The organism is Terrabacter sp. BE26 (genome assembly GCF_041941675.1).
Lineage (GTDB): Bacteria > Actinomycetota > Actinomycetes > Actinomycetales > Dermatophilaceae > Terrabacter.
The window spans coordinates 3461942-3479292 of record NZ_CP090122.1 but is presented as its reverse complement, the minus strand read 5'-3'; the positions used below and the strand labels follow the sequence as shown (position 1 = coordinate 3479292).

The 17351-nt window shown below is 70.9% G+C and carries 16 protein-coding genes; 2 read left to right on the top strand and 14 right to left on the bottom strand.

Going from position 1 to position 17351, the window contains the following annotated elements; all coding sequences use genetic code 11:
- Positions 1-162: 162 nt before the first annotated feature.
- The 3 genes from LQK93_RS15970 to LQK93_RS15960 all read right to left on the bottom strand — a co-directional run bounded on the left by LQK93_RS15970 (position 163) and on the right by LQK93_RS15960 (position 4975).
- On the bottom strand, positions 163-750 hold the full coding sequence (locus LQK93_RS15970) for a DoxX family protein (protein WP_374968757.1): 588 nt from the start codon (positions 748-750) through the stop codon (positions 163-165).
- A 135-nt stretch (positions 751-885) separates the two neighbouring features.
- Positions 886-2118: an McrC family protein gene (locus LQK93_RS15965; RefSeq protein ID WP_374968756.1), complete on the bottom strand. Its 1233-nt coding sequence runs from the start codon at positions 2116-2118 to the stop codon at positions 886-888.
- Between the two features lie 40 nt (positions 2119-2158).
- On the bottom strand, positions 2159-4975 hold the full coding sequence (locus LQK93_RS15960) for an McrB family protein (RefSeq protein ID WP_374968755.1): 2817 nt from the start codon (positions 4973-4975) through the stop codon (positions 2159-2161).
- Between the two features lie 487 nt (positions 4976-5462).
- Here LQK93_RS15960 and LQK93_RS15955 point away from each other — a divergent pair, with 487 nt between their 5' ends.
- Both LQK93_RS15955 and LQK93_RS15950 read left to right on the top strand, forming a co-directional pair.
- Positions 5463-5882 carry a DUF6318 family protein gene (locus LQK93_RS15955; RefSeq protein ID WP_374968754.1) on the top strand — a complete coding sequence of 140 codons (420 nt, stop codon included), beginning with the start codon at positions 5463-5465 and terminating at the stop codon, positions 5880-5882.
- Positions 5883-6337: 455 nt separating this feature from the next.
- A complete protein-coding gene (locus tag LQK93_RS15950) occupies positions 6338-6790 on the top strand; it encodes a hypothetical protein (RefSeq protein WP_374968753.1) in 453 nt (150 codons plus the stop codon).
- Positions 6791-6981: 191 nt separating this feature from the next.
- Here the strand turns inward: LQK93_RS15950 and LQK93_RS15945 are convergent, their stop codons facing one another.
- The 11 genes from LQK93_RS15945 to LQK93_RS15895 form a co-directional block, all read right to left on the bottom strand.
- Positions 6982-7437 (bottom strand): hypothetical protein, encoded by a 456-nt coding sequence (locus tag LQK93_RS15945; RefSeq protein ID WP_374968752.1) that lies wholly within the window; start codon positions 7435-7437, stop codon positions 6982-6984.
- Positions 7434-7766, bottom strand: coding sequence for a hypothetical protein (locus LQK93_RS15940; RefSeq protein WP_374968751.1), 333 nt, complete (start codon positions 7764-7766; stop codon positions 7434-7436). Before LQK93_RS15940 ends, LQK93_RS15945 begins: the two co-directional genes overlap by 4 nt.
- 184 nt (positions 7767-7950) lie before the next feature.
- Positions 7951-8385: a hypothetical protein gene (locus LQK93_RS15935; RefSeq protein ID WP_374968750.1), complete on the bottom strand. Its 435-nt coding sequence runs from the start codon at positions 8383-8385 to the stop codon at positions 7951-7953.
- A 144-nt stretch (positions 8386-8529) separates the two neighbouring features.
- Positions 8530-9396, bottom strand: coding sequence for an SDR family NAD(P)-dependent oxidoreductase (locus LQK93_RS15930; protein ID WP_374968749.1), 867 nt, complete (start codon positions 9394-9396; stop codon positions 8530-8532).
- Positions 9389-10915, bottom strand: coding sequence for an aldehyde dehydrogenase family protein (locus LQK93_RS15925; RefSeq protein WP_374968748.1), 1527 nt, complete (start codon positions 10913-10915; stop codon positions 9389-9391). The genes LQK93_RS15930 and LQK93_RS15925 overlap by 8 nt, the downstream gene beginning before the upstream one ends.
- Positions 10912-11742, bottom strand: coding sequence for an ATP-binding cassette domain-containing protein (locus LQK93_RS15920; RefSeq protein ID WP_374968747.1), 831 nt, complete (start codon positions 11740-11742; stop codon positions 10912-10914). Before LQK93_RS15920 ends, LQK93_RS15925 begins: the two co-directional genes overlap by 4 nt.
- Entirely contained in the window at positions 11739-12761 is a 1023-nt protein-coding gene (locus LQK93_RS15915; RefSeq protein WP_374968746.1) for an ABC transporter ATP-binding protein, read from the bottom strand. Before LQK93_RS15915 ends, LQK93_RS15920 begins: the two co-directional genes overlap by 4 nt.
- The gene (locus LQK93_RS15910) at positions 12758-13678 is read right to left on the bottom strand and encodes an ABC transporter permease (protein ID WP_374968745.1); all 921 of its coding nucleotides are present in this window, start codon (positions 13676-13678) and stop codon (positions 12758-12760) included. The genes LQK93_RS15915 and LQK93_RS15910 overlap by 4 nt, the downstream gene beginning before the upstream one ends.
- Positions 13675-14625: an ABC transporter permease gene (locus LQK93_RS15905; protein ID WP_374968744.1), complete on the bottom strand. Its 951-nt coding sequence runs from the start codon at positions 14623-14625 to the stop codon at positions 13675-13677. Before LQK93_RS15905 ends, LQK93_RS15910 begins: the two co-directional genes overlap by 4 nt.
- Before the next feature lie 90 nt (positions 14626-14715).
- The gene (locus tag LQK93_RS15900) at positions 14716-16254 is read right to left on the bottom strand and encodes an ABC transporter substrate-binding protein (RefSeq protein ID WP_374968743.1); all 1539 of its coding nucleotides are present in this window, start codon (positions 16252-16254) and stop codon (positions 14716-14718) included.
- Complete coding sequence (locus tag LQK93_RS15895) at positions 16251-17306, bottom strand: isocitrate/isopropylmalate dehydrogenase family protein (protein WP_374968742.1); 1056 nt, start codon at positions 17304-17306, stop codon at positions 16251-16253. The genes LQK93_RS15900 and LQK93_RS15895 overlap by 4 nt, the downstream gene beginning before the upstream one ends.
- Positions 17307-17351 lie beyond the last annotated feature (45 nt).

The window sequence follows — 17351 nt, the reverse complement described above, 5'->3', positions numbered from 1 at the left end:
CTCCTCGGCCGGGCGGCATACGTCTGCCTCCACCGCGGGAGGGGACGTGCCCCCAGCGTTTGGGGACAAGGGGAGGCGGTCCTCTGCGGGAGGACCGCCTCGCTGCTCGGGCCCCGGGGCCCTCGCTGGTGACCGTGTCAGGGAGCACGGTCACCGACCCGCTCACCTCAGGAAGCCGTTACCGACATGGCGGCCCCACCACTTGCCGAGACCCCAGGTGTCCCCGGCCAGCGTCGTGGCGACAACCGCGACGCCGAGCGCCTCGATCCAGTGGCTGTCGACGAGAGGGTTGGTGTAGACGCCGGTGGTGCCGAGGGGAAACTCGGCCAGGTACATCAGCGCGAGGAGGACCGCAGCGCTCCACGCCGCGATCTTGAGGCCGGCGCCGGCGAGGAGGGCCACGCCGATGCCGAGGAGGGCTGCCATGAAGAGCCAGTCGGCCCACGGGCCAGCCGTGTTCTTGAACATGCTGGCGAAGGGGCCCTCGGCGCCCTTCATGAAGCCTTGTGCAGGTGCGCCGCCGTGGATCCAGGCCTTCGCCGACGGGGTCGCGTAGCCCAGGCCGAACAGCTTGTCGATGAAGGGCCAGAGGAAGGTGAAGCCGAGGACGATGCGCAGCCCCGCGAGGAACCTCCGGGCAACGGCCGAACGGACCACCTCCTCCTGGAAGGTGACGACGCCCTTCGCGGGATCGTGACGGCTGACCGTCGCGGTGCCTTGCGTGTTGGTGTCACGCGGGATGGTGCCCATGGAACTCAACTCCAGAACTCGGTGTGCGTTCCGGCAGCTTCTCTGTCGGTACTACAAAGCGTAGTAGTGGCCGGAGGAGGCCACCAGCGAAACGTCACAGCGCTGGTGTGATCTCGCAGACACGCGGCCGACCGGTCAGGCGCCGGTCCTGACGACCTCCGGCACCTCGAGGCCACCGGGCCCGTCCGCGAGCTCGCGGACCAGCCCGGCGAGCGCGTCCAGCGAACGGCACACGGCGGCATACGACCCGTCGAGACGGATGGGCCGGCACAGGATCCGGGTGCCCGCGTTGCGGATGACGATCTCCGACTCCGGCGCGCGCTGGCTGTTGCAGTGCACGAGCAGTCCCGTCGGCAGCGCCATGGCCGTCGTGTATGCGACGAGCTCGAGGTAGTCGCGGGAGGCCAGGTAGCCGTCGGCGCCCATCGAGTACCTCGCGTCACCGACCAGCACCACGTCGCTCCCCCGCCGCACGACCAGGTCGGGCGCCATGGTGACGGCGCGGCCCTCGTCGAGCCAGACGTCCTGGTCGCGCTGGATGCGCAGCTCGGGAGCGAGACGCACGTCCAGCTCCTGGGCGATCCAGCGGCGGAAGAGGTCGTCCATGTCGACCATGAGGCTGTTCGCCTGCTGGTCGCCGGCCTCGTGGCTGAGCGACATCGCCTGCAGCACCAGGCGGCTCAGCCGCATGGCGTCCTCGTAGTGCTCGTTGAGCCGGGTGATCGGCAGCGGTGTCGTATGCCGTGTCGCCGGCGTGTCTGCCACGCTCTCGAAGCGTCCGAGCACCCGCAGGGCCTCCCGGCGCACGTGCGGGGCCAGCTGGGGCCACGACAGGATCGCCTGCAGCGTGCAGCGCAGCAGCTGGTTCTCGGCGATGTCGGCGGTGAAGTCGTCGAAGCGGCACTGCGGCTCGGCGGCGCTCCACGGCCGGCGTGCGAACTCCTCGACGAGCAGGCGGCCGCGGATCATCCGCATCCGCTCCTCGCGCGCGACGTAGCCGTGCACGAGCCCCCGCATGGTCGCGGAGTCGATGAGGCGGATCGCGAAGTAGGCGACCCCGTCGATGAGCTCGTCGGTGTCGCTCCACGTGACGTGCTCGTGGTCGAAGGCGTCGGGGGCCACGCCTGCCCCGAGCATCGCGAAGAAGTTGGTGACCGAGACCCGGGGTGTGACGCGGACGACGAGGCCCGGGACGGCGAGGGCACCCACCCAGCTCGTCGCGCCGATGGTGACGACGTCGGGGTCGGCCGTCGCGTGGATGACGAGGCGCTCCCCCGCCGCGGTGACGAGAGCCGCACGGGTCTCCCGGGACAGGCGCACCGGCCCCGAGCGGCCGTGCTCGGGGATCGGCGCCAGCTCGATGGTCACCGGCGGCTGCGGCGCATCGGGTGGGCGGGGGTCACGACCGTCACGACCGGGTCAGGTCGAGCTGGCCGTAGCGGGCGACGACGTTGTCCCAGCGGAACTGGGCCAGCTCGTGCTCGCGGCCGTAGAGCTGGTCCTCGATGAAGGGGTAGACGTTGTAGTCCCAGATGCGGCGCAGCGTGGTCTCGTCGTCGGCCAGGCCGGGGCGCATGAAGTAGCTGTGCCCGATCTGCAGGTGCGGCCCGCGCAGCGCCCGGCGCAGGTCCTCGTTGACGCGGTCGACGAGGTCGGCGACCCAGACCGGGCCGTCGTGCGCCTCGAGCCAGCGCCGCAGCAGGCCCTGCATGGGCCCGTCGTGCGGCATGAACGGCACGAAGTCGAAGCGGCGGCGCAGCGCGGCGTCGACGAGCGCGATCGAGCGGTCGGCGGTGTTCATCGTGCCGATGAAGTAGAGGTTCGGCGGCAGCTCGAAGCCCTCGTCGGGGCGGTAGCTCGTCTTCACCGAGTGGGATCGGTACTCGAGGAGGAAGAGCAGCTCGCCGAAGACCCGCGGCAGGTTCGCCCGGTTGATCTCGTCGATGATCATGATGTGCGGCGTCAGCGGGTCCGCCTCGGCCGCCTCGGCGAGCAGCGCGAGCGGACCCTTGCGCAGCTCGTAGACCATCTGACCCTGGTGGTCGATCTGCGGGCGGAAGCCCTCGAAGAAGTCCTCGTAGCTGCTGCTCGGGTGGAACTGCACGATGTCGCGCTTGGCCGGGTCGGGCTGCAGCGCCTGGGCGAAACGCTGCGCGAGGTAGGTCTTGCCGGTACCGGGCGGTCCGTAGAAGATGACCTGCTTCTTCTCTTCCAGCAGGCTGCGGATCTCGCGGAGGAAGTCCTCCTCGATGAGCAGCTCCTGGGCGGCCTCGCCGAGGGCGTCGTGGTCGGGCATGAGCGCCTTGTCCGAACGGCGCATGAGCCAGTAGGCGAGCTGGGCCTGCCCCCAGGGGTCGCCGGGCAGCAGCGGGTCGAGCGTCTGCTTGAGCAGGGCGTTGGTCTCGACGTGGGTGCGGCCTCGCGACTTGCCGTCGGTCCAGCGCGCCGGGCCGCCGAGGCGGGTGAGCATCGCGATCTTGCCCGAGTCGCCGCCGAGCGTGAAGAGCGGCAGCCAGTGCTCCGGGTGCGCGATGGCGAAGAGCTTGAGCACGACGCTCTCGCCGAAGCCCTGCACCGGCACGTCGTCGGAGCCGAGGACGCGGTTGATCCGCTCCTCGTCGCGCCCCTCGCCCCAGAGCAGGCTGCGCACCATGACGCGCAGCTCGTCGATGCCCGCGGCGTCGAGCGCGTTGATGCTGCTGATGAGCACGGACTGCGCGCCGATGTCGCCGTAGCCTCGGGTCGAGACGATCCGCTTGAAGGTGGGCAGGTCGAAGTCCTCGAGGCCCTCGCGTGACAGGCAGGCCGCGAACACCCGGCGCTGCTCCTGGTGCCAGGCGTCGCGCTCGCTCGGGTAGGGCCGCTCGCGCCTGAAGATCTCCACCTCCCCCTCGAGGTCGACCATGGCGGCGAGCTCGAGGCTGGGGTCGTCGAGGGGTCCGCGCTGGCTGGAGGTCATGAAGCGCAGGAGCGGCGTCAGGGTGCGGGCGGTCGCGATGATGTCGTCGACGAAGTCGGCGCGGCCCATCGCGTCCTCACCCTTCCACCAGCGCCCGACGAACGTCTCGCCGCCGGGGTACTCCCGGCCCAAAGGCTCGAGGCGGTCGGTGCGGCTGTCCTCGTTGACGTGGAAGAAGCTGAGCCCGCGCGGCAGGTGCTCCTGGACGATGGTGCCGACCTCGCGGTGCTGCTGGTCGCTCTCGCCCTCCCAGCCGCCGTGGAGGCCGAACGCGACGCCCGACTGGGTCACCCAGAGTCGGAAGCCGGGGGCCCCGGCGCCGCCGACCAGGATCCACGCGGCATACAGGTCGGAGCGGTACGCGGCGTCCTCCCCCGCGTGCTGCTGCAGCGCGAGGGTGGGCGCCTCGAGGTAGAGGCCGGTCTCGGTGGAGAGCCGCTCGATGAGGCTGTCGGAGAGGTGGTCGGCCTCGCCGCGCAGCTGGCGGGCGAGGTCTGCGGCGCGCTCCTCGCGCCGGGCCTCGCCGTAGCCGGACGAGGGGCGGAAGTCGGCGGCGATCTCGGCGGCCTCGACGCACACGTCGAGCGCCTTGGGGGCGATGCCGACGAAGGCGTTCGTCTCCTTGAGGTACCAGAGGATGCGGGCCGCGTACTTCGGGTCGTCGGGACGCAGGGCCGTGCAGAGGTCGGCGAAGGCGACGTAGCGCTCGGCGTGGCTGAGGCCCCGCTCGAGCCAGCCGAGGCGCTGGAGCATGTGCGGGGCGTTCTCCCACATGTGCGGCCAGTCGCCACCGTCGTCGGTCGACCAGAAGAGCGAGAGGACGTATGCCGTGTGGCCCGGTCCCGGGGCCCGGTGCCCTCGCGAGCCTCCGCGGGCGAGGAAGGCCTCCATCGACTGGAGCTTGTCTGCGGCGTCCTGCGGGGAGGCCGGCGTCTGCAGGACCAGCTTGAGGAGGGCGACGATCTCGGCGTATTCCTCCTCGGCCCGGCGAACCAGCGCGGCGAGCCACGGGGCGCCGATCGGGCCGAAGCCGACGTAGGGCCCGTCCTTGCGGGTCCACTGGTTCATCGCCTCCTTGAAGGCCACGAGGTCACCGGAGGCGACGAGGTCGGCGAGGATCTCGCGCAGCTCGCCGTTGCGGGCGCCGCGGTCGGAGTCGAGCTCGGCAAAGAGCGCCTGGGCGTCCTTGTCCGCCTCGGCGGCACGCTCGATGAGGGCGTACTTGGCACGCCAACGCGTGACGTCAACGGTGTCGGTGCGAGACATGGAACTCCCTTGCACGCCCGCTGCCGGGCGCAAGACGACTGCGCACGTGGAGGTGCGCGCAGGACCGGCGAAAGGCTACCTGCCAGCGGCGACTGGCCCGAACTCGTGGGTGTGTTGCGCGCGTGTCTGAGTAGGGCCTGTGGATGGCGCGAGCGGCTGAGGATGCGGGTGGGTGAGGATCGTCGTAGGTTGGCAGGTCAGGGCCCACGGGGGCGGCACGCTCGCCTGGCCCGACCGCACGATGATCGACGATCGACAGGGGACGCCGATGACCGCACGCGACAGCTTCTTCCGACGCCGGACCCTCCTTCCGTATGCCGCCACGCTCGTGGCGTTGTGTGCGCTGGGCGCCTGCACGAGCAGTGGGGCGGCAGGCGAGCCCGCGGCGTCGTCCAGGGCCCCGTCGTCGGCTGGCACCACGACGGCTGCACCTCCGACGGCACCGACGAGTACGACGGCGCCCAGCCCCACGCCGTCGGTGGATCCCGTGATCGCCAAGATCCCCGCCGCCGCCAGAACAGTTACTGGCGCGGGGGCACAAGCATTTGCCCGATTCTTCATCGAGTCACTCAACAAAGGCGCCACCAAACCTGATGCCACCGCGCTGTCGGGGCTTTTCGCTCCCGAGTGTAAGACCTGTGTCGCCATGGATAAGTCGTTGCAGAAGTTGAAGGCTCAAGGCGAGCGCCACGCGGCTACATCCATCGTTGTGACTCGCACAAACTCTTTGACCTTTAGGACTTCTTCTGCCCAAGTTCTGATTGACGTGGAGCAAAAGCGCGTCAAGGTGCTCAACTCCGAAGGCTCGGCTCTCAGGGAAACAGCCTCCGGCCCAGGCACATTTGTGATGACGCTGAGCCAGCAGGGGGGTCATTGGGTGGCGACTAAGTTGCAGACCGCATCATGAGAAGGGGCGCTAACGTTGTGGCGGGGATGACGCTTTCGATTCTGATGCTGGTTTCGCCTGCTCACGCAACCGCTGAAGATCCATGTGGCGACGCCTGGGTTGACTGCGGCACCACTCAGGACGGCGCTTTCACTGGACTGTTGTCGCGGGATAAGGTGCGGAACCTTCCCAAATTTCCGGGCGATTCTGGCGGCACCCTACTGGGAGACCGAAACCAACGTCTCCCAACGTACGAGTATCGGTCACTTGCAGACTGCTATAACGCCACTCCCGAGAGTGTCACGGAAACCGTCACGTGCGCCGGGGCGCTCCGATCATGCCCACCTGATGAAGTGGGCCCCAGACTTCGCGTCTGGCGCCGCACCGTCCTGGATGGCAAGGTCGTCGAGCCTTGGTCCCTCATCGGCCTCACGTGTGCAGCGGATGTAGCGCCTGGGGCACGGCCGACGTTGACGATGGCGGATCTGAAGGCCGCCTTCATGCGCACGCCGTGGTCGAAGCCGCAGATCTCGAGCCAACCTGCCGGCAACACGACGCTCGTCAACCTGCTGACGTTCTACAAGGTGAACTGGACCACCACTGGCTTCCAGCCGGGTGAGATCGACCGATCAGTGCTGAGGGGCATCCCCGTGCAGATCCGGCCGAAGCTGGTGGGATTCACCTACCTCTTCGGCGACGGCTCGAAGATGGGACCGACGACCTCCACCGGCGGTGTCTATCCGGACGGCGACGTCACGCACACCTACCGGACCAAGGGAAAGTACCCCGTCCGCGTCGACACCACCTTCGGAGCCGACTTCAGCCTGGACGGGTCGACCTGGGAGGAGATTCCGTCGACGGTGACCGTGCCGGGGCCTCCCACGACCGTGACGGTGCGCGAGGCCAAGGGCGTCCTCGTCAACCGCTGACAACCCGACACGCGGTTCCAGGGGGGGCGCGCAGCGGCTTGGAGGGGTTCTCGCTCCCTGTGCGTTGGGTCGTGTGATGACTCAGCCAGCGCAGCGTGGACGCGACCGGGCATCCCTTGGCCGCTGGGTCACTGGGAGACCCAACGCACAGGCGACTGCGTCACACCCCGGGGCCATGCGCGGGAGCCGTGTCAGACGCCTTCCGGCTTCTGCTCGCCCGGCTTCTGCTCGTCGGGCTGGTGCCTATCCGACTGCTGCTCGTCGGCGGTCTGCTCGTCGGCGGTCTGCTCGCCGGACTCCTGCCCCTGGGACTTCTCCTCTTCCGGCAGCAGGGCGTCGATGTCCTCGGCGTCGTCGTCCCAACCCACTCGAGGGCTGACGGTGGAGCTCGTTCGCTCCCCGCCGAAGCGGCTCGCGTCCTCCAGCCCGTCCCCCGCGTCGTCCTCCACAGGCTCTGCCTCGCGGCCCGAGTCGCCGGCCACGCCCTCGACGTGCGCTGCGCCGCTGCCCATGCCGTTAGCTCCTTCTGTCGGGTCGCCGGCGCCGTCGGCGACGGCCGGCACCGTCAGGCTTACCCGTCTGACGGTCAGCAGCCACGTGATGGCCGCGCCGAGGGCGAAGGCCACCGCCACCAGGAGCCACTTCATCGCTTGCCGGCTGTCCCGCCGCCGTGCCCCCCACGGTCCCCGCCGTCCGGCCCCCCGCTGCCGCCGAGCAGGTCCAGCCCCTCCTCGTCGGAGCGCTCAGGCACCAGACGCGCGGCGGCGAAGAGCGCCACGAGGGAGCCGAGAACGAAGCCGACGATGCTCCAGAGCAACACGCTCCAGAAGCCACTGGCACCCCGGCCGACGAGTCCCAGCGCCACCGTGACGACAACCAACGCCACCCACCAGCCGGCGCCGAGGTCGCGGCGGCACCTACGCGTCACCGTCGCGACCCGGGTCTCACCGTCGCCGTGCGCCGCCGGCTGAGCCATCCGTCCTCCTGCGTCGGGACAGCGTGTCGCCGATGCGACCGCCACGTTCGACGCTACCCCCGACCCCCTCGAAGCAGCCCACGAGGCTGCAGTGCGCGGAGAGACGGTCAGGGGTCTTTCGCCGAGACCACGGCCGCCGCCCTGCACCACTGTCAGCGCCCCCGACCGCGGGTCTCCACCACCATCAGGCAGCGGCGCTGTCTCCTTCCAGCGGCAGGACCGCCACGCCAGTCGGCGCTGCGATGGCCACCGCGTGCAACGTGAACCCGGCGGCGCGGCAGGCGCCCTCGAACGCCGCGCGGAGGTCTCGGTCACGCGGTGTCGGCGAGACCGAGCCCGGTCTGGCGGTCACCATCACGACGTCGTGCACGTTGTGGCGCGACATCTCGGCGAGCAGGAGCCGGACGCCGTCGAGAACCTCTCCGACCTCCACCCGACGTGGCTCGTCGGGCAGACAGATCGGCTGCAGCAGCCGCAGGTTCGAGTGGCACAGCAGCAGGTAGGTGGCCCCGTCAGACCTCGACTGCTCGGTCGCGATGAGGTCGACGACTCCCTCGAAGACGTCGGGATCGGTGATCGGGCGTTGGGCCCAGTCCCTGGGCAGCTCGTCGAAGCGCATGGGTCGAGCATGGCCGCCACCGGTGACAGCCGGCGGCCGTTGTCCACACGTCACCGCGCCATCGACCGCCGCCGACGACCGGCGCACAGGTCGCCTGCACCGGCCGAACGCGAAGCCGACTTCGGCGCCTTCACCCCCACGCGCTCACATCGGCGGCGTGTACCTCCCGTCGATGACCGTCCACCCGCCATCCACGAAGAGCTGGCTCCCGGTGACGAACGAGGATGCGTCCGACGCGAGGTAGACGACCGCACCGACGAGCTCGTCGGGCCGTGACCACCTGCCAAGGGCGCTCTTGCTCGCATACGCCTCAGACCACTCCGGGACCGCACGGATCTGCGCCGTGAGCGGCGTGTCCACGATGCCGGGGGCGATGGCGTTGACCCGCACGCCCTGCTGCCCCAGCTCCACCGCAGCCGCACGCAACAGCTGGACGAGCCCGGCCTTCGTGGCGGCGTACACGCCCTGACCCGGCTCGACCGTGACCGCCCGGATGGAGCTGAACCCGACGATGCTGCCGCGACCACGCTCGGCCATCCCGGCACCGAACGCCCGCACCAGCTCGAACGACGAGCGCAGGTTCAGCCCGACCACCCGGTCGAACTCCTCCGCCGTGTAGTCCAGCACGCGCTTGCGCACGTTCGTGGCCGCCGTGAAGACGAGCACGTCCACGTCGCCGAGTTCACTGGCCGCACGGGCCACGGCTTCGGCGTCGGTGACGTCGAGCTCGTACGCCTCCGTGCCCGCGCCCAGGGCCGCCGTCTCCTTCGCGGCCTCGAGGTTGCGGTCGGCGCACACGACGTCCGCCCCGTGTGCAGCGAGCGCCAGCGCGCTCTCGCGGCCGATGCCGCTGCCGGCACCGATGACCACCGCCCGCCGACCGTCCAGGCGGAACAGCCGCGCATAGTCGGGCCGACCGGCGGGCGCCTCTCCGGGTCGGTCCGACACCTCGGTCCCCCCGGCCAGCGCCGTCACCTTCGCCGGCGCCGTGGGCTCGGTCGCCTCACTCATTCGAACTCCCCTGCTCCTCCGGCACAACTGCCGGCTCGGTGGCCGCCGGCACCGATGCCTTGGCGGCCGACGGACGGATGATCGCCATCCGCGTCACAGTCAGCTCCTCGATGGCGAAGCGCGGGCCCTCTCGCCCCACTCCGCTGTCCTTGACGCCGCCGTAGGGCATGACGTCGGACCGGAAGCCGGGCACCTCGTTGACGACCACACCCCCGGCCTCGATCCGGTCGATCGCGGCGAATGCCGAACCGAGCCCCTCGGTGAAGACGCTCGCGTGCAGGCCGTACCGAGACCGGTTCACGACGTCGATGGCGGCGTCGAGGTCCGGCACAGACCGCACCACGACGACAGGCCCGAAGACCTCCTCGTCCCACGCGAGCTGGCCGTCCGGCACGTCGAGCAGCACCGTCGGCTCGATGACGCCGCCGCGTATGCCGCCTCCGTGCACGAGCGTGCCACCGGCCTCGCAGGCGGCCCGCACCCAGTCGGCCACTCGCTCCGTCGAGCGCGGGTCGATGAGCGCCGAGACGCGGGTCGCCTCGTCACGCGGGTCGCCGACGACGACCTGGTCCATCCGCGCCGACAGCGCCTCGAGGAAGGGCGCGCGGGCCGACTCCACGACGACGACGCGTTGCACGCTGATGCAGGCCTGACCCGACGCGTAGTAGCCACCCCGCACCACCGCGTCTGCCGCCGCGTCCACGTCGGCATCGGCCGCGACGACGAGGGCCGCGTTGGACCCGAGCTCGAGCAGCACCTTGGTCGGGGCCGCGTCCTTGGCGATACGGTGCCCGACCGCGGCCGACCCGGTGAAGGAGACGGCCGCCACCCGCAGGTCCGTGGTGAGGGCGACGCCGACCTCCACTCCGCCGGTGACGAGCTGGATGCCGGCTCGCGGACCCCCGACGGCCGCCAGCGCCTCCCGCAGGACATGCACGAGCCACAGGGTGGCCAGCGGCGTCTGCGGAGCCGGCTTCACGACGACCGGGCACCCCGCGGCAAGGGCCGGTGCCAGCTTGTGCACGGCGAGCAGCAGCGGGTAGTTGAACCCGGCGATGCCGACGACCACGCCGACCGGCTTGCGCACCCAGAAGCCGAGGAGCCCCTCGCCGCTGGGGAGCAGGTCCAGCGGCACCGTCTCGCCGTGCAGCCGCGCCACCTCCTCGGCCGCGGTGACGAGCGTGAGCAGGGTGCGGTCGACCTCGACCCGGCAGTCGACGAGCGGCTTGCCGGTCTCGAGGACGAGGAGCTGCTCGACCTCGGCGCGCCGCTCCGAGAAGACCCGGTGCGTCTCCATCAGGGCTGCCCGACGGGCATGCGACGGGAGCGAGCCCATCTGCTCGCGGACGGCGGCGGCATACGAAAGCGCTTGAGCGGCAATCGCGCTCGATCCGACAGGCGCCGGTGCGACAACCTCGCCCGTGAAGGGGAACGTCACGGCCTCGGTCTCGTCGACGTCGACCCAGCCGTCGCCGACCGGCAGCCCCGCGGGGTGTTCGGGCGTGTACTTCGTGGTCACGATGCGTCTCCAAGGAGGTCTGCGGTGCCGGCCCCTGCGAGGGCACGGCGCATGCTCGGCGCGGCGCGCAGCAGACGCCGGGTGTAGGGGTGCTGGGGGTCGTCGAAGATCTGCTGGGTCGCGCCGGTCTCGACGACCTCACCCTCGCTCATGACGGCGACGCGGTCGCACACGTGCCGCACCACCGAGAGGTCGTGCGATACGAAGACGAGGGTCAGCCCGAGCTCGCCCACGAGCTCGGTGATGAGGTTGAGCACCTGCGCCCGCACCGACACGTCGAGGGCGCTCACCGGCTCGTCGGCGAGCAGGATCGAGGGCGACGGGGCGAGCGCGCGGGCGATGGAGATCCGCTGGCGCTGGCCGCCCGAGAACTGGTGCGGGAACCGGTCTGCCGCCGCGGGGCTGAGCCCGACGGCCTCGAGCAGCTGGGTGACCCGTGCCTGCCGGTTGGGCAACCCCTGGGCCACGAGCGGCTCGGCGATGATGTCGCGCACCCGCATGCGCGGGTCGAGGGAGCCCATCGGGTCCTGGAAGACGAGCTGCAGGCTCGAGCGCAGGAAGCCGAGCCGGCGCTCGGGCACGCCGGAGACCGTCTGCCCCTCGACCTGGACCTCACCGCTCGTCGGCTGGTCGAGACCGGCGAGCAGCCGCATCAGCGTCGACTTGCCGCAGCCGGACTCGCCGACGATGCCGAACCGCTCGCCGCGGGCGACCTCGAACGAGACGCCCTTGAGCGCCTCGACGACCGGCCCTGGCTGTCGCAGTGAGGTGCGCGGCCGCCGATAGGTGCGGCACAGCTCGGACACGCGGATGGCTGGCGTCGTCACGGCAGACGCTCCTCGTCGGCGGGGTGGTGGCAGGCGTAGCCGTCACCGGGGTCCGACCCGGCCCACTCCGGGACCGTGGCGCACACCTCGGTGGCGTGGTCGCAGCGGCTGCGGAAGACGCACCCGTCGGGGAAGGCGCCGGCCGGCGGCACGGTGCCGCGGATCGTGGGCAGCCTGCCTCCGGGGACGGCGACGTCGAGGTCGGACGCGGCGAGCAGCCCCTGGGTGTAGCGGTGGCGCGGCCGCCGGAAGACCTCGCGGACCGGACCCGCCTCGACGACGCGGCCGCCGTACATCACGAGGACGCGCTCGCACACGGTCGCGACGACGGACAGGTCGTGAGTGATGAAGAGCATCGCGGAGTCGCGCGCCGTCACGCCGCGCACGATGAGGTCGAGCACCCTCGCCTGCACCGTCACGTCCAAGGCGGTGGTCGGCTCGTCGCAGACGAGCAGCGCCGGGTCGTTGGCCAGCGCGATCGCGAGGACGACGCGCTGGCGCTGGCCTCCGGAGAGCTGGTGCGGGTATGCCCTCGCCGCGTCTTGGGGGTCGGGCAGGCCGACCTGGTCGAGCAGCTCGACCGCCCGCGTCCGCGCGGCGCGGCGGTCTGGGCCACCTCGCCGGGCGTGCGTGGTGATCGCCTCGGCCACCTGGTCACCCACTCGCATCGTCGGGTTCAGGGCCGTCATCGGCTCCTGGAACACCATCGCGACGTCACGGCCCCGGACGGCGGCCAGGTCGCGCTCGCGAGCCCCGACGAGGTCGGCGTCCACACCCGCCAGCCGGATGGAGCCGCTGACCTTCGCGTCCTCGGGCAGCAGCCCGAGCAGAGCCAGGCTGGTCAGCGATTTGCCGGAGCCGGACTCGCCGATGAGGCCGACGCGCTCGCCCTTGTCGATGCTGAAGGAGACGTCGTGCAGCAGGTGGGAGCGACCGAGCCGGACGTCGAGGTGCTGCACGTCGAGCACCCGAGCGGTCGGCGCCTGGGTCGGGCGCCTCTGCGCTGCAACGGCGCTCATCGGCGGTCCTCCATCCGGGGGTCGTAGTGGTCACGGAGCCCGTCACCGAGCAGGTTGAACCCCAGGACCGCCACCGCGATGGCGATGCCCGGCACGACGGCGAGCCGGGGGGCCGAGAAGAGCAGCTCCTGGCTCTCCTGGAGCATCCGGCCCCAGCTCGGCGTGGGCGGCGGCGTGCCGAACCCGAGGAACGACAGCGCCGCCTCGGCCAGCACGGCGATCGCGAAGGAGACCGAGGCCTGCACGATGACGAGGCCGCTGACGTTCGGCAGCACGTGGCGCAGGCCGATGGCCCACGGTCCGCGTCCCGCCGCCCGAGCGGCCATGACGTACTCGGTGCCCAGCACCTGCATCGCCCCGCTGCGGACGACGCGTACGAAGCTCGGCACCGAGGCGATGCCGATGGCGACCATGGCCACGAGGGTGCTCCCGCCGTAGACGGCGCTGAACATGATCGCGAGCAGCAGCGCCGGGAAGGCGAGGAGCAGGTCCATCCCGCGCATCAGCGGCTCGCCCACGCCCCGGTGCGCCATGGCCGCGATGATGCCGAGCGGGACGCCGACCAGTCCGGCGAGGCCGACGGCTACCAGGCCGACGAACAACGTCGTGCGCGCACCGACGAGGACCTGGCTCAGCACGTCCCGGCCCAGCTTGTCCGTGCCGAGGAGGTAGTCCGGGTCGCCGATCGGGCGCAGCCGCGCCGAGGCGTCCACGAAGGTCGGGTCGTGCGGTGTCCAGACGAAGGAGACGAGGGCCATCAGGACCACGACGCACACGATCGCCGCGCCGACGAAGAAGCTGGCACCGGGCCGGCGATGGGCGCTGGGCGGCGCCGGCGCCCCCTCCACTGCGAGGTCCGGGGGCGGCGTCGGACCGTCCAGCGAGACGACGGGCCTGGGGGCGGGGTCGGCGCTCATCGCGTGGCCACCTTGAGTCTCGGGTCGATGACGAGGTAGAGCAGGTCGACGACGAAGTTGACGAGGAGCACGGCCAGGACGAGGAGCATCACGATGTCCTGGACGAAGATGAGGTCACGGTTGGCGACCTGGTCGAGCAGGAGGCTGCCGAGTCCAGGGATGACGAAAACCCGCTCGACGACGACGGCGCCGATGAGGAGGGTGGCGAGCTGGAGGGCGAGGACGGTGACGACCGGGATCGCCGCGTTGCGGAACCCGTGCCGGCGCAGGGCCTGCATCGGGCCGAGGCCCTTGGCCCGCGCCGTGCGGATGTAGTCCTCGCGCTGCACGTCGAGGATCGCGCTGCGGACGTAGCGCGTCAGGACCGCCCCCTGGACGAGGCCGAGCGACAGGACGGGCAGGACGAGCTGGCGCAGGAACTGGACGGGGTCCTCGTTGGGCGGCGTCCAGCCGTTGGCCGGCAGCCACTGCAGCTTCACGGCGAACACGGTGACGAGCAGGATGCCGGCGAGGAAGGCGGGCACGGCCACCCCCAGCTGCGAGAGGGCCGACAGCACCAGGCCGCCCGGCCGACGCTGCCGCAGGGCCATCAGCGTGCCGAACGGGACCGCGATGACGAGGGCCAACACCATGGAGCAGACGACGAGCCAGAGAGTCACCTGCAGGCGGTCGACGATCTGCGGCGCGATGGGGACATGTGAGACGTAGCTCGTGCCGAGGTCGAAGCGCAGGAACCCGCCCACCCAGGAGAAGTACTGGGCCAGCAGCGGCTGGTCGAGGCCGAACTGCTGGCGCAGCTGTGCGACCGAGGCCTCGGAGGCGTTGACGCCCAGGGCAACTCGCGCCGGGTCACCGGGCAGCAGCGCCATGAAGACGAAGACCAGCACGGAGCTGACGACGAGACTCGCGATGAGCGTCGCCGTGCGTCGGAGGATCTGGAGCAGCATCGATGTCCTGTCAGGGTCGAGGGCCGCGGGGACCGAGTGCCGTGGTGCAGCGCGGGACCGGCCGGTCCGTGCCCGGCCGGTCCCCCACCGTCACGACCTCGCGAGGTCGGCGAGCTCGAAGGACTCCGTGATGGCGTTCTTCGGCAGCCCGGTGATCCCCTTCTGCGCGACCATCAGGTTGGGCAGGACGAAGAGCACGTCGCCGGCGGCGTCCTGCGACAGCTCCCGGGCCGCCTTCTTCATCAGCGTCACCTGCTGCTCCGGCGTGCCGGAGTCGGCGGCCGCCAGGTCCGCCTGCAGCTGCTTGTTGTCGTAGCGCGTGTAGTACTTCGGGTTGCCGAAGACCGCCGGCAGGTCCCGCGGCTCGACGTGCGCGATGATCGACATGTCGTAGTCGGCGTCCTTGAAGACGGACTGCAGCCAGACGGCGGGGAACTCGAGCTGGTCGAGGCTCACCTTGAACCCGGCCTGCTCGAGCTGGCTCTTGACCACCTGGCCGCACGAGACGGCATACGGCAGGGACGGGATGCGCAGGCGCACGGGGGTCGCGCCGGCGCTGGTCTCGGCGACGAGGGCCTTCGCCTTGGCGAGGTCGTGCGGGTAGAGGCCCGTCAGGTCCTCGTACCACGGGTCGGTGGGCGGCACGAAGCTGCCGACGAGGCTGCCGTGCCCGGCCCAGCAGGTGTCGAGCAGCGCCTTGTGGTCGATGGCGTAGCGGACGGCCTGGCGGACCTTGGGGTTGTCGAACGGGGCCTTGCCGTTGTTCATCGACAGGAGCACCTCGCCGTTGGTCGTGCCCTCGACGATCTCGTAGGCGCCGTTGCCCTGGAACTGCGCGAGGGACTCGGGCGCCTGCACCGTGCCGATGACGTTGATCGTCTTCGTCAGCAGGGCGTTGTTGAGGGCGGTGGGGTCCTTGAAGTACTTCAGCGTCACCTGCTGGAAGTACGGCTTCTTGCCCCAGTAGGACGGGTTGGCCTTGAGGGTGATCGAGTCGCCGCGGCGCCACTGGTCGAAGACGTAGGGACCGGTGCCCACCGGCTTGGTCGCCAGGTCGGCACTCTCCTTCTCGGTCATCATCGCGCCGATCCGGGTGGACATGCGGTAGAGCCAGTCGTTGCTCGGCTTGCTGAGGGTGACCTGCAGCTTGGTGTCGCTCAGCGCCTTCGCGTCCTGGACGACGTCCATGGCCGCCTTGAGCGAGATCGTCCAGGCCTTCTTGACCTGGTTGATGGAGTAGACGGCGTCCTTGGCCGTGAAGGGCTGGCCGTCGGTGAACTTCGCGTTGTCGACCAGGTCGAACGTGTAGGTTCGGCGGTCCGGCGAGACGGTCCAGGACTTGGCGAGCGAGGGCTTCAGGTCGCCCTGCTGGTCGACCTTGACGAGGGTCTCGTAGACGTTGTCGAGCAGCGCCTGGGGAATGGCCGCGCCGTCCTGCTTCGTGAAGTCCAGGCTGGCCGGCTCGGCGACGAGGCCGACGCTCAGGGACGTGTCACCGCCGGCGCCGCCGGCTCCCCCGCTGCCGCCGGAGCCCGCGGCCCCCGAGGCGCCTGAGCCCGCCGAACAGGCCGCGGTGAGGGCGAGGAGCAGCGTCGCCGACGCGGCCGTGCCGATGCGGGTGTGCTTCATCGTGACTCCATCTCGTGCAGGACCGCTGCGGCCAGCTGCGAGGTGCTCGCGGTGCCGCCGAGGTCGGGGGTGTGGTGGTGTGGGAGGCGAAGGACGGCGGCCAGCGCCGTGCGGACGGACTCGGCGGCCGCAGAGCGGCCGAGGTCATCGAGCAGCATGGCACCCGAGAGCAGGCACGCGGTGGGGTTGGCGATGCCCTTTCCGGCGATGTCCGGCGCCGAGCCGTGGACCGGCTCGTAGACGCCCGGGACGCTCCCGCCGGGCAGCACGTTGGCGCTGGGGGCCATCCCCATGCCCCCTGCGAGCACGGCCGCGAGGTCGCTGAGGATGTCGCCGAAGAGGTTGCCGGCCAGCAGCACGTCGAGCGAGTGCGGGCTCTGGACCAGCCGGGCCGCCATGGCGTCGACGAGGACCACCTCGAGCTCGACGTCGGGGTGGCGTTGCCCCACCTCGCGGACCACGGCGTCCCAGAGCGGGTAGCCGTGGCGCATCGCGTTGGACTTGGTGACGAGCGAGAGCCGGCCCCGCCGCTGCTCCGCGAGGGTGAACGCGTGCTCCGCGGCGCGCTCGATGACGCGCCGGGAGTGCACGGCGACCTCGATGCCGAGGTCGTGGCCGGTGCCGGCGTGGGCCAGTCCACCGGCCCCGACGTACTCGCCCTCGGTGTTCTCCCGGACGATCACGAGGTCGACGCCCTCGACGTCCCTGACCCGACTGGGCACTCCCTCGAAGGCACGCACCGGACGGACGTTGACGGCCAGGTCGAGCTGCTGGCGCAGGCCGATGATCAGGCCCCAGACCAGCTCGTGGTCGGGGACGTCGGGCCGCCCGACGGCGCCGAAGAGGACGGCGTCGTGACGGCATACGGTCTCGGCCGCGTCGGCCGGCATGGCGGCGCCCTCGCGCACGAACCGGTCTGCGCCCCAGTCGAGCTCGGTGACCTCGAGTGCCTCACCCTGACTGTCCAGTGCCGCCGTGAGCACCGGCAGCGTGGCAGCGACGACCTCGGGACCGACCCCGTCACCGGGGATCGCTGCGAGTCTCACCGTCATGGCTCTCCTTGTCGAGGAAGGTCGTCGTCGACCACGCTGATTTCA